Below are 13,601 nucleotides of genomic sequence, written 5' to 3' on the forward strand. Positions count from 1 at the left end.
GCGGATCGTCTTCATCCGGACCCTGGTCACCGGGAAGCAGGGTGCCGAGTCCGGCCGCTCGATCGACACTGTCGCCAACACCGGGCAGTACCTGTGAGCCGGGCGATCCGCCCCCTGGAGAACGGCGGATTTCACTCCCCCCACCCACCACTCCGTATTCGCCGGCGGACCACTACTCCCCATTTCCCCACCGAAGAACCGAATACTCAATGGCCACCACGGAAGTCCGCTTTCTCTTGAATGTCCGACTCTGCCGGGTATTCTTCACAACAAGGCCGATGACAGCGGAACGCCGGGGCGTGAAGGGCCCGCCGAGACCGCAATCAGCCATCCGCCCGCACGGCCGGGCCCTCTCCGGGCCGGGCGCCTCCTCGAATCCCGCGGAGACAGTACATGCGCGTATCCGACACCTCCCCCACCCTGCGGCCGGCCGCCTACCTGTGCAGCCCCCCACAGCATCCGAGGACGGCGACCGGTGACCGTGAAGCGCTGAAGCACTTCGCCGCCCGGCTCGGCCTGCCCGCTCCGGTGTTCTACCTCGACGACGTCCACCCGTCCTCCTGGGGCCACCGGTCCCGGCCCCAGTTCGAGACGCTCGTGCGCGCGGTGATCGACGGCTCGCACCGGCTCCTGCTGATACCGGGCCCCTGGGTCTTCTCCGGCGACGAGGGTCGTATCCGCCTGTCGCTCCGTGTCCTCACCGCGGCCGGCTGCACCCGGGTCCTGGCACTCCCGAAGCAGCCCGCCCCCGCCCCGCGGGAGCACCCGGCGGCGGCCGGCGCGCGTCCCGGACAGGTGCCGGGCCAGCGAAGGCCTCCCGCCTGACCGGGCCCGACGAGTCCCGGACCGCACCGGGCGCCCGGTGGTCGTCAGGACCACCGGGCGCCCGGCCGGACGTCCGGCGCCGTCCGCCGCGCGCCGGGTGTCAGGGGTGCGGGGCCTGGTCGTGGACCCAGGCGGCCACCTGGGCACGGCGGGTGAGGCCCAGTTTGAGCAGAATCCGCTGCACGTGACCCTGCGCGGTCCGCGGCGAGATCACGAGCCGAGCGGCGATCTGCTTGTCCGACAGCCCCTCCCGGAGCAGATCCGCGACCTGCTGCTCCCGGGCGGTGAGGAGCGGGCGGACGGCCTTCTGCACGGGCTCGGCGAGGACACGGTCGTCCAACAGGGCCAGGGCGAGGGACTGCTGGACGGTCGAGGACTCGCCCCTTCGGACGTGCGCCTCGAACGCGGCATCACCCAGCGCCGTCCGCAGCTCGCGCTCGCACGCCAGGTGGTGGACGGCCAGCTGCCCCACGCCGGAGATGACGGTACCGGTCCACCGCCACAGGCTGCCGGCCGCGCCCAGGTGTTCGGCCGCCTCCTGGCTGTGACCCTGCCGTGCCCTCGCCCAGGCCATCGTCTCCAGGCACCGGGCCACCAGCAGCCGGTCGTGCCCGGGCAGGGCCGCGCGGAGGCTCTCGCGCAGCACGGCGACGGCCTGCTCGGCGTCCCGGGCCAACCAGTGCCGCAGGGCCAGGGCCCACAGGGCGTGGGGACGGGCCCACCGGAGGTCGTGGGTGTCGCACCGGTCCAGGCACTCCTGGGCAAGAGCGCCCGCGCGCCGGTCGCCGGCGAGGCAGGAGGCGATGGCGAGGAGATGGAGGGCGGTCCAGTACTCCCCGGGATCACCGAGGGCCTCGGAGCGGACGAGCGCGTCCTCCAGGAGTTCGACGGCCCGCACCGGGTCGCCCCGGAACAGCGCACCGAGCCCGGCCAGCCGGCCCGCCGCGGCGATGGTGCCGGGATCGTCCATGGCCCGGGCCAGCTCGCCGCACTCGTCGGCCCGGACCTCGCCGCCGGCCGCGTCACCGGTGAAGAGCGCCAGCCAGCCGTCCGTCCAGAGGGCCTTCGCCCTGACCGGGCTCGGCTCGGTGTCCAGTGCGAGCAGCTGCGCGAGCCAGCCGCGGTCCTCCTCCAGGTCGCCGATGCCCACCCCGTGACTGCGGACCGAGGTGATGATCTCCATTCCCCTGCGGGCCTCCCCCGGCTCGTCCAGGCAGGACCGCAGCGCGTCGCGGATGTTGGGCTGCTCACGTCGCAGCCGGGCCAGCCACGCGGGCTGCTTCGCGGTGAACCGTTCGGCCTCCGCACGCCGGACGAGGGCGTGGTAGTGGTCCCGGTGCCGCCGCACCACGTCCCGTTGTCCTCCGTGCTCGGGCAGCCGGAGCCGTCCGTACTGCCGCACGATGCCCGGCATCCGGTAGAAGACCTGGTGCTCCTGTTCCTCGCGGACGAGCACGGACTTGTCGACCAGACCCGCCACCACGTCGAGCACGGCCGAGCGCGGCAGCGACTCGTCCGTGCAGACCGCCTCGACCGCGGCAAGGTCGAAGCCGGCGGCGAAGACCGACGCCCGTGCCCAGAGCCGCCGTTCCTGCTCGCCGCAGAGGTCGTAGCTCCGGTCGACGGCCGCCCGCAGGGTCCGCAGGCGCGGCGGCGCGGACCGGCTCCCGCCCGTGAGCAGGCCGAAGCTGTCGTCGAGGCGGTCGAGGATCTGGTCGCAGGCGAGGACCCGCAGACGGGCGGCGGCGAGTTCGATCGCCAGGGGAACGCCTTCCAGGCGGTGGCAGATCTCGGCAGCGGCCCGGGCTTCGGCGGGCGACGGGTCGAAGGCGCCGAGGAGGGAGACGGCCCGGTCGGTGAACAACCGCAGCGCGTCGTTACGCGTCACCGGCGCCGTCGACCCGTGGGGAGGGAGGCCCGGTCCGGGTGCGGGGAGCGGCGGGACCACGAGCAGTTGCTCGCCGTCCACACCGAGCGCCTGCCGACTGGTGACGATCACCCTCAGGTGGGGGGCGGCCTCCAGGAGGGCACCGGCGAGGACCGCCGCGGCGTGCAGGAGGTGCTCGCAGTTGTCGAGCACGACCAGCGTCCGGCGTTCCCGAAGGTGTGCCGTCAACGCCGCGATCGGCCGTTGGCCGGGGGCGGGGCACAGCCCGAACACGGCCAGGGCGGCGGTGACGGCGCCGTCCCCCGTCTCGAAGGCCGCCAGGTCGATCAGCCAGGTGCCGGCCGAGAACGAGCGCCGGAGCGTGTGGGCGAGGTGCACGGCGAGGCGGGACTTGCCGATACCGGCGGGGCCGGTCATGGTCAGCAGTCTGCTCCTGCCGACCAGGTGTCGTGCGAGTGCGAGCTCCTGCCGCCGTCCGATGAAGCTGGTCGTATCCGCGGGGAGGTTCCCGTGTCCCGTACGCACTGCCGTCCTGCCTCTGTTCTCTGGTTCGGGGTGCTGCGTCCGACCCGTTCCGCCTGCGTCCACCGGCACGTTCCGGACCGGTGGACCGGCGCTCCCGGGAGGAGCGGGGACCGACCGCGGATCGCGCGGTTCGGCCTCCGAGGGCGAGCCGGAGAAGGCCCGGTCCGGCTCCGCCGGAACGCCTGAGCCGGTATGCGAATCTCGATGTTGCGCCCGGTCGAAATGCGCGCGGATTTCTCCCGGGGAATCCCCCGACCGCCGACGAGTTCCCGCCCGGACCGTGTGCCATATGAGATCTCCACGGCGACACGATCGTCAAGTCGGACCCGCGACCGCCGATCGAGCATGACGGATCGTCACCATGCGTGCCCGGAATGCCGCTTCAAGGGTAAATCGATCCGGCGGGAGGCAACGGACGCAGGTAATGAGACAGGTAAACGTACGTGTGCGGGCCCGTCGTCCACCGGGCCAGAATGAGCCCCGGATCGGCCGGCGAACCCGCCGGTCGGACGCGCGAGAATTTCGACACGCCCCCTTAACACCGCGCTTGTGGCGTCACATTGACGATTCACCGGGCGCGCCGGGGCGATCGCCTTTCGCGGACGACCGACACCGGGTCATGCCGATCACCACCCGGCCGAGGCGCACCCTGCGCCGGCCCGAATTCCTGGAGACGTCCGCGTGACACGCAGAACCGCCCGCACAGTCGTCAAGATCGCAACCGTCCTGTCCCTGACGCTCGGCGCCGGGCTCGCCGCCGGCCAGCCGGCCTTCGCGTACTGCCCGGAGTGCTCGCACCCGGGCCAGTTCCACGACGTTCCCGAGGAGCAGAAGCCTCGCACGACCGGCGAGAAGGTCCGCGAGGGCGTCGGGATCGCCCTCGGGGTGCTCGGCGGCCTCACGATCACTCCTGAGTTCGGCGGCGTCGAGGGCGTCGGGGTCGGTGAGGCCGGCGCCCGGGGCGGCGACGGGACCGGGGGTGAGCGCGGCGGCCCGTCACGGTCCGGCGGCACCCGCGACGAGAGCCCCCAACGCCCGGCGGAGCCGGACAGGGCGCAGAAGCCGGCCTCCGGCACCGGAGCGGGCAAGCCGGAAGCCGGCCGGCCGGACCAGAAGTTCGTGGAGACCGACCGCGGCCCGGGCTACAAGATCGTCACGGAGGGCGACAGCGCGTCCGGCGGGGCCGAGAAGGTGCCGGAGTCCGGGTTCGAGCTCGACTTCCAGACCCTCGACCTGAACTCCCAGAAGGCCGCCGACGACGTGACCCGGATCAGGACCGGCCGGACGAAGCTGGCCGAGGGCGACCCGAACTACGACTCGGACAGTGACGACTTCGACGAGGCCTACCGCAGCAGGATCCCCAAGCCCACCTCGCAGTCCGAGGTGGCGAAGGCCGTGGCCTCGGGGGCGGACCGGACCGTGGTCCTGTGGCGGGGCACCGGGTTGAAGACAGCCGAGAGCATGGCCAAGCAGGGATCCGTGTCCGGGGACCCGGCCTCGGCCGCCACGGCCAGGCCGTCCGCCGCGACCGCCGCCCAGCAGGTCGGGAAGGGCGGGGTGCTCCCCGAGTTCACCACGGACCCCGGTGTCGCCGAAGGCTTCAGCCACAAGAACGCCCTGGTGGTGGTCGAGATATCGGCCAAGTACCTCGCCAAGGGGAGCAGTTCGGAGTCCGGCTGGGTGGCCGGCCGGACCGCCCCGGCGAAGGTCCGGGTGATCGTGGACCGTACGGGCGGCTCCGGTGGCACCGGCGGCCCCAACGCCTCCTGATCCCGCTCCGCCCCGCGGTGCCCGGGCACCGCGGGGCGCCACTCGGGGCGTCACTCGGGGCGTGACTCGGCGGGGACGGTGCCGGGCCGGTCCACCACCTCCTCGACCACGGTCGGATTCCATGACGCAACCTCAGCAACTGTGCACTCGAACACTTCCCGCACCCCGCTTCCCTGAACAAGAGTGCGGAGCGACCGCCGAAGCCCGGCGCGTTACCGAGCCGTGATCCGGGCCCACGGTCCGGCGGACCGACAGCCCGGCCCCACCGATCGCCAGTCGCCACACGCTGCGCGGGATCCGGGGCGCAGACGGGCGAGGAACCGGGACCGGCGGAAGCTACGGCCGGGTAGGACTTGACGCCCCACCCCGCCAACTGAAAGCTTCATGGTCGAAAGTGCTTGAAATATCGTTAGTTGCAGCAACTCCAAGCACATTTACTGCTCTTAAGCGGCGCGAGCAACCTGCAGCGCGGCAGGTTCTCGGCGGGGAGCGGGGCGAGGTCGTCGGCCGGAACGCACCCCCAGCGGTCCGGTGCCCGACGCGCGAGCCCCGCACATTCCCTCGCCGCCGGCGCGATTCGCGCCTCCCGGTCGCCCGTTCGTCGGGCGGCTTCGTGACCTTCCCCCCACAGAAGGAGTCAGCCATGCGCTGGTCCTGCCGGCGAGGCCGAGGCCTCGTCGTACTCGCCACAGCCGCCGTTGCCCTCCCGCTCACGGCGACGCTCTCCCCCGCCGCCGCCGACACGCCCGCACCGGCCCCTGTGGCGACCCCCGCCCCCGTCGCGGCCGTGGTGCCGCAGCCGGTCTCACAACAGGCACTGCCCGGGGGCGAGTTCACCCTCACCGCCAAGACCCGGATCGCCGTCCTCTCCAGGGACTCGGCGGCAGTGGGCGTCGGCACCTACCTGTCGAAGCTCCTCGCTCCCGCTACGGGCTTCGACCTCCAGGTGGTGCGGACGACCAAGGCGCCCGACAAGGCTGTCGTCCTGGACCCCAACGGCCCGAAGGAGTTGGGCGCCGAGGGGTACACCGTCTCGGCCAGGGCGAACGGCATCGTCGTCACGGCATACGGTGCGCAGGGCCTGTTCCGGGGCGTGCAGACCCTGCGCCAGCTGCTCCCCGCCGCGGTCGAGTCCCGCACCAAGCAGTCCCGGGCGTGGACCGTCGCGTCCACCGAGATCTCCGACTCGCCCCGTTACGAGTACCGCGGCGTGATGCTGGACGTCGCCCGCCGCTTCTTCCCCGTCGAGCAGGTCAAGCGCTACATCGACGAGGCCGCGGCATACAAGATCAACAAGCTGCAACTGCACCTCACCGACGACCAGGGCTGGCGCATCGCCATCGACGCCCTCCCGAACCTCACCAAGGTCGGGGCGAGCACGCAGAGCGGCTTCACCGGCGGCACCGGCTGGTACTACACGGCGGCGGACTACAAGGAGATCGTCTCCTACGCAGCCTCCCGCTTCATGACCGTGGTGCCCGAGATCGACGGCCCCGGCCACACCTGGGCCGCCCAGACCTCGGTGCCCGAACTCCGCTGCGACGACAAGTACGCGCGGCCCTACTCCGGCTTCGACGTCAAGGTCAGCCTCTTCTGCCTGGGCGAGCAGAAGCAGATGGACGCGACGAAGAACTTCCTGCAGACCGTCATCAAGGCCGTGGCCGAGCTGACTCCCGGCCCCTACATCCACCTCGGTGGTGACGAGGTCCCCGACGCCACCACCTCGGAGCAGTACGACTCCTACGTCAAGACGGTCTCCGACGCGACCACCGCGGAGAAGAAGACCGTGATGGGCTGGCACCAGCTCGGCCAGTCCCCCCTCCCCGCCGGCAGCCTCCTGCAGTACTGGGGCGAGGACGACGACCGGAAGACCATCGGCACGGCGAAGGAGGCGTTGGGCATCCGCCACCTCCGTGCCGGAGCCGCCCAGGACGCCAGGTTCATCATGTCGCCGTCCGACCACGCCTACCTGGACATGCAGTACGACGCCTCGACTCCCTACGGCCTGAAGTGGTCCGGATTCGTGCCGGTGCAGCGGTCCTACGAGTGGGACCCGGCGACCGTCACGGGCAAGCTGGACGGCACCGGCGTCATCGTCCCGGCGCAGAAGGTCGCCGGCGTCGCGGCCGCCCTCTGGGCCGACCGCGCCTACGAGGGCAGCAACGAGCTGCCCAACGCCGGCACCCGCTGGCCCGCACCTCAGGAGTACGCCGACTTCATGAGCTTCCCCCGGCTGCCCGCCATCGCCGAGGTCGGCTGGAGCCCCCAGTCCGCCCGGGACTGGAACGGCTTCCGCCAGCGCCTGGGCCTGCACGGCCCGCGCTGGACCGCCGCCGGCATCGGGTTCTACCCGGCCCCCGACGTCGCCTGGGCCGGCACGGCCGGCATCGGCCTGGAGGGTGTCCACACCCTCACCACCGGCGGCAAGGCCCTGAACGTCCCGGGTTCCTCCACGGCCTCCGGTACCCAGCTCACCACCGCGACCGCGGACGGCGGTTCCGGCCAGAAGTGGTCGTTCACCCGCTACAGCGACGGGACCTACGCGCTCGTCAACCAGGCCTCCGGGCTCTGCGCCGACGTGAACCGCGGATTCACCAGCGCCGGCGCGAAGATCATCCAGTGGACCTGCACCGGCACCCCCAACCAGCGCTGGATCGTCACCCCGGTGAACGGCGGCCACACCATCACCTCGGCCAAGACCAAGCTCCTGCTCACCGCCGCCTCGACCGCCGACGGCGCCCTGATCACCCAGCGGGCCGCCAAGGGCACCGCCCTCCAGAAGTGGACCGTCGAGTGACCCGGTAGCGGCGAGCGTCCGTACCACCTGCCGAGGTACGGGCCGGCCCGCACCTCGGAAACCTGCCGGTAACGGTCCGGCAACAGAGCGGGACGGAGAGCCCCACCCGTGACTCCTCCTCAGGAAGGCCAAGGACGGTCTTCCTGAGGAGGCCTTTTGCGTTCGAGGGACATCCCATGGCCCCGGACAGGACACGGGGCTCTCACCCGACATCGATCGAACCGGGCGATGCCCCTCCGCGATACGAGGTACCCCGCAGAGCGCGACCCGACCGGCACCCTGTAGGACTCTCGGTAAGGAGTATTCATCCATGTTAGGAAGAATCGCCGCCCCGGCACCGGCCGAGGGCCGCGGCCCTCGGCACGGGGCACCCACCGGACGCACCACCCCCGGCCGCGCGTTCACCTCGCTCGTGGCCGCGCTCGCCCTCCTGGCGGGTTCCGCCGCCCTGTTCCCCGCGCTGTCGGCGGCGGCGCCCGCGCCGGATCCCGCCCAGGCCCCGTACGACCTCGCCAGTGACGCACCGGTGCTGATCGTGCTCGGCCAGAGCAACGCGGGCGGGTGGGCGGCACCGATCACGGACGCCGCCGACGTGACGCAGTGCCAGTCCCTGCGCCACGTCCGGGGACTGAACCGGACGAACAACCAGCAGGCCGGGATGACACAGGCCACCTGGTCGCCGTACACCTGCTCCGGCAGCAACCTCGGCGAGGAGCACAACAACGGCCTCAACTACAGCGTCGCGTCGGCGACCGCGCTGCGCTGGGAGCGGGCCGTCAAGGCGGGAGCGGCCCTGCCAGACCTCCACGTGATCCACCTGGCCTGGGGCAGCCAGGGCGTCCAGGGCAACGAGCCGACGAGGAACAAGTGGTGGCCGGACCGCAACCCGGCCGACGCCGAGAGCCTGTTCCCGCGGGCGGTGAACACGATCGCCAACGGCCTGCGGGCCCTGCGGGAGGCGGGCAGGCAGCCGCGCGTCGTCGGCATCCACTGGAACCAGTGGGAGGCCGAGGCGGCGAACACCGCGACGGTCGGCGCCGGACAGGTCCGGCAGGCACTCCTCGACGTCCTGGAGCCGCTGCGAACCATCACCGGCGCCCCCACGGCCCCGGTCTTCCTCTACCGTCCGCGCGCGGGCATCTACGACGCGACGCGGACGCGGTACGTCACGGAGGCAGTGACCGCCATCGCCGGCGGGCCCGCGCCCGACCCGTACCGGCTGCTCGACGCCGCGGACGCCACCTCGGCGACGGGCACGCCCCTCTACCGGCCCACCGAACCGCCCAACTTCGGGATCTTCGGCGACGGTGTCCACTACACCCGCGCCGTCCAGGAGTGGTACGCGGAGCAGCAGTGGAAGACCGTCTTCACCGACCGGCAGTACGGCACACCGGTGGGGGCCACCGTCAACGCGGCGCTGGGCAAGCCCGCCACCCAGTCCTCCACCAACTGGGTGGGCAGAGAGGAGGCCGGCAATGCGGTGGACGGCAACACCAGCGGCGTCTACGCACAGTCGACCCCGAGCTACACCAAGAACGAGGCGCAGGCGTGGTGGCAGGTCGACCTCGGTGCGAGGCAGCCGATCCGGTCGGTGGAACTGTTCAACCGCACGGACTGGGTCATGGAGCGTCTCACCGACTTCGACGTCATCGTCTCGGCCACCGACCTCACCGGACGCAGCTGGGCGGACATCCAGGCCGACCCGGCGGTGCGGAAGACCCGGATCAAGGGCACCGCACCGACGAAGCTGACCGTCCCCGTGGGTACCGACGGACGCTACGTCCGCATCCAGCTCGCCGGGACCGACCACCTCACCCTGCCCGAGGTCCAGGTCAACGTCCCGGTCGCGACGGTGCCGGGCGGGTACCGCACGGTGACCCTCGCCGGGACGGGCCACGTCATCGACGTGCGCGCGGGCAGCGTCGCCGACCACGCCCAGATCATCCGCTACCCGAACGTCGGCAGCTCGAACCAGCGCTTCGCGTTCAGGCCGCTGGCGGACGGCCACGTGCGCATCGTCAACGAGAGGAGCGCCAAGGACCTGACCGTCGAGAACGCGTCCCGGGCCGCCGGAGCGAGGATCGTCCAGCGCACCTACACGACCGGCGGCCCCACCGACGACGAGTGGCGTCCGGAGGACGCCGGCAACGGACGTGTGCGCCTGGCCAACCGCCACAGCGGCCTCTACCTCACCGCGGGCGCCACCGAGACCGCCCAGTTCGAACAGCACCCCTACGACGGTAGCGACCTCCAGGTGTTCGCCATCGGCTGACGCACTGCCGGATCCGCTGCGCAAGGCCGCCGGCGGCAAGCGGTCCGCGGCCGGCCACCCGCCGTCCGGCCGATCGCGAAGACCGCTGCCGCAGGTCGACCGGCCGGCGGCAGGAGTCCTGGAGCGCGGCGCTGCGGTCGGGAGCCTTCCTTTCCTGGAACCAGACATCCCTTCAATGTGTGCCGCCACCGGGAAGCGCAACACCTCGTCGCGTCACCTCGGAAGCCGCACTGCCCTTGAACTTCCATGGGGAAGCTACCCATTTCAAGATTCTTCGGTCCGGGATCTAGACAAGGCCGAATGTCATCCTCGTTAATTCATCCCATGTCCCACCGTCATGGTGGGACATGGGATCAATCGCGCGGGGTCCTGCGTTCGGCAGCCCCGACCTCGTCGACCTCGCGCAGCAACAGGCCTGCACGGTCCGGGCGCAGCCCCGACCGCGCGGCCGCCCCTTGATTCGGGGGTGGCAGGTCTCGCCTCGCCGCCTCCGGCGCGCCACCGGGCCGCCCCACCCACACCGGCCCGGTGGCCTCGCCCCCATCGTTCGACATCGGAGTCGACCCATGTCCCTGCCCGACCTTCCCCTCAACCGTCGTCACTTCCTCACCGCCGCCGCTCTGGTGGCCGGCGCCACGGCCGTGCCCTCCTCCGTCCTCGCCCCCCGGGCCGCCGCGGCCGTGCCGCCCCAGGTCACCCTGCCCGATCGCGGCATCTGGGACGGCTCCGCCGCGTCGACCTGGACCGACGGCTTCCTGAGCGGCAACGGCGAGTACGGGGCCGTCTACTACGGGGCACCCGCCCTGGAGAAGATGGTCCTCAACTACCACCGGCTGGTGCTGCCCAACGGCACCCGGGACGTCATGCCGCCGGTGATCTCCGGCCGGCTCGAAGCGGCCCGGGACAAGGCGCTGGCCGGCGACTACGCGGGAGCCTCGTCGACCTTCGCGAACGGCTGGAGCCTGCGCTGGACGCAGGCCTTCCACCCCGGTTACGAGCTACGGCTGAACACGCCGGGCATGACCACGGTCAACGACTTCGCCCGCATCACCGACTTCCGGACCGGCGAGATCACCCACACCTGGGCCGACGGCTACGGCACCTGGAAGCGCCGCGTCTTCGTCTCCCGCGCCGACCGGGTCATCGTCCACGAGCTGCTGCCGGCCACCGGCCGTACCGTCGACACCACCCTCAGCGTCAGCACCGCCCTTGAGGACGTGCCGGCCAGTGTCTCCTTCGCCACCACCGCCACGGTCACGAACGGCGAGGGCCATCTCAACCTGCGCGGCACCTACCCGTCCGGCGGCGCCTACGGTTACGAGGGTGTCACCCGGGTCGTCGTCTCCGGCAGCAACGCCTCGGTCACCGCCGACGGGCTGACCCTGGTGGTCGCGAGGGCCACCAAGGTGCTGCTGCTGACCAAACTCGGCCGGTACGAGACGTCCACCGGTTGGAACTCCCGACCCCTGCAGACGGCCCTGGCGGGACTTACGGCCGACTACGCCGCCCTGCTGGGCCGACACGCCCCGAGGCACCAGGTCATGTACGACCGCTCCGCCATCGACCTGAACGTCTCGGCCGCCGACCGCCGACTGACCACCAGCGACCTGATCGCCCGCCAGAACACCAACACCTCGGCCGTCGACGTCGCGCTGCTGGAGCGGATGTACGACTCCGGCCGCTACCTGTTCATCAGCTCCAGCGGCGTCCTCCCGCCGCGCCTGACCGGAATCTGGAACGGTACCTGGAGAAGCGACTGGGCCGACGACTTCACCACCGACGCCAACATCAACCTCCAGGTGGCCGGGGGCAACATCCTCGACCTGGGCGACGCCATGCAGGGCTACTTCGACCTCGTCCTGGGCCAGCTCGCCGACTGGCGCAGGAACGCCACCAACCTCTACGGCGCCCGCGGCTTCCTCGCCCCGTCCCGCACCGACGGCGAGCACGGGCGCATGCTGCATTTCGACGACGGCAGCTTCCCCGGCCAGGTGTGGACCGGCGGCGCCGACTGGCTGCTCTACCCGCTGCTGGAGCACTACGAGGTCACCGGCGACGCCGCCTTCCTGCGGGACAAGCTGGGCCCCGCGCTGATGGAGCTGGCACTGTTCTACGAGGACTTCCTCACCCGCACGGACGCGAACGGCAAGGCCGTCTTCGTGCCCTCCTTCTCCATGGAGAACACCCCGACCAGCACGGGCAGGTACCTCGCCGTCAACGCCACCGGCGACATCATGGCCGGCAGGCACGCCCTGCGGGCCGCCATCGACGCGGCCAACACCCTCGGTCTCGAACAGGGCGGCGGCAAGGGCGTGGCCCGTTGGACCGCTCTGCTGGCCAAGCTGCCCGACTACACCGTCAACGGTGACGGGGCGCTCGCCGAGTGGTCCTGGCCTGGGCTGACCGACCGCTACAACCACCGGCACATCTCGCACCTGCACGGCGCGTGGCCGCTGCACGAGATCAATCCCGAGGACCGGCCCGACCTGGTCAACTACGCCCGCACCGCCCTGGACAAGCGCGGTGACGAGAACTACTCGGCCCACGGCAGCCTGCACCGCGCGCTGGCCCGCGCCCGTCTCAAGGACGGCCCCGGGGTCTATGCCAACCTGCTGAAGATCTACGGCAGGAACATGGTCTTCCGCTCGCTGATGACCTCCCACAACCCCGGCCTCGAAATCTACAACTGCGACGCCGCCAACGCCGTCCCCGCCATCCTCGGTGAAGCTCTGGTCTACTCGCGCCCCGGTGTCCTGGAGATCCTCCCCGCCCTGCCCGACCAGCTGGCGAAGGGCAGCATCAGGGGTGTCCGCGGCCGCAACCGCATCACCGTCAGGTCGCTGTCCTGGGACACCGCCGCCCGCACGGCCACCGTCCATCTCACCTCCGCCGTCGACCAGGACATCACGTTCATCTGCCGGCGCGGCATCACCTCCGTCAGCACCGGCGCGAGGGTCGCCGCGTCGCCGCTCGGCAACCACGCCCGGGTCGTGTCGCTGACCGCCGGCACCGGCACCACGATCACCGTCGGCCTGCTCACCGGCGAGTACAAGCTGGTGAACCGCAACAGCGGCCTGGTCATGGACGTCTTCGGAGGCTCCAGCGCCGACGGCGCCCAGGTCATCCAGTACGCCTGGTCCGGCAGTACCAACCAGAGGTGGAGGCTGCTGCCGGACCACGACGGCTCCTTCCGCCTGTCCAGCGTCAGGAGCGGCAGGGTGCTGGAGGACCCGGGCGCCTCCGGCACCGTCGGCAAGGCCCTCCACCAGTGGTCGGACACCAACAGCGGCAACCAGTGGTGGCGGCTCGTTCCGGCGAGCACCAGCGGCTACTACCGCCTGGTCAACGTCAGGAGCGGACTCTGCGCGGACGTGCGGAGCGGGTCCACCACCAGCGCCGCCGCGATCGTCCAGTCACCCTCCGGTGGCGGTACAAGCCAGGAATGGAAGCCCGAGGGCGTGTGACGGCCCGGGTGCGTGAAACGGCGGCGACCAGGCGTCGCCGCCGTCACGGCCCCGTGCTGC

General features: G+C 71.5%; 6 protein-coding genes. 5 read left to right on the forward strand and 1 reads right to left on the reverse strand.

Annotation, left to right across the window (positions count from 1 at the left end):
• The first annotated feature begins 393 nt into the window (after positions 1-393).
• Entirely contained in the window at positions 394-825 is a 432-nt protein-coding gene (locus tag ABZY91_RS26730; RefSeq protein ID WP_355405562.1) for a hypothetical protein, read from the forward strand.
• Between the two features lie 100 nt (positions 826-925).
• Here ABZY91_RS26730 and ABZY91_RS26735 read toward each other — a convergent pair whose 3' ends face one another.
• A complete protein-coding gene (locus tag ABZY91_RS26735) occupies positions 926-3,130 on the reverse strand; it encodes a LuxR C-terminal-related transcriptional regulator (protein WP_355405563.1) in 2,205 nt (734 codons plus the stop codon).
• 789 nt (positions 3,131-3,919) lie between these two features.
• On the opposite strand from ABZY91_RS26735, the gene ABZY91_RS26740 reads away from it, so the two are divergent.
• The 4 genes from ABZY91_RS26740 (at position 3,920) to ABZY91_RS26755 (ending at position 13,541) form a co-directional block, all read left to right on the forward strand.
• Positions 3,920-5,008 carry a DUF4765 family protein gene (locus ABZY91_RS26740; RefSeq protein ID WP_355405564.1) on the forward strand — a complete coding sequence of 363 codons (1,089 nt, stop codon included), beginning with the start codon at positions 3,920-3,922 and terminating at the stop codon, positions 5,006-5,008.
• Between the two features lie 643 nt (positions 5,009-5,651).
• Positions 5,652-7,805, forward strand: coding sequence for a family 20 glycosylhydrolase (locus ABZY91_RS26745; RefSeq protein ID WP_355405565.1), 2,154 nt, complete (start codon positions 5,652-5,654; stop codon positions 7,803-7,805).
• Positions 7,806-8,115: 310 nt separating this feature from the next.
• A complete protein-coding gene (locus tag ABZY91_RS26750) occupies positions 8,116-10,077 on the forward strand; it encodes an RICIN domain-containing protein (RefSeq protein ID WP_355405566.1) in 1,962 nt (653 codons plus the stop codon).
• 566 nt (positions 10,078-10,643) lie between these two features.
• Positions 10,644-13,541 (forward strand): RICIN domain-containing protein, encoded by a 2,898-nt coding sequence (locus ABZY91_RS26755; RefSeq protein WP_355405567.1) that lies wholly within the window; start codon positions 10,644-10,646, stop codon positions 13,539-13,541.
• The last annotated feature ends 60 nt before the right edge of the window (positions 13,542-13,601 follow it).

Source organism: Kitasatospora sp. NPDC002965, from assembly GCF_040611255.1.
Taxonomy (GTDB): Bacteria; Actinomycetota; Actinomycetes; order Streptomycetales; family Streptomycetaceae; genus Kitasatospora.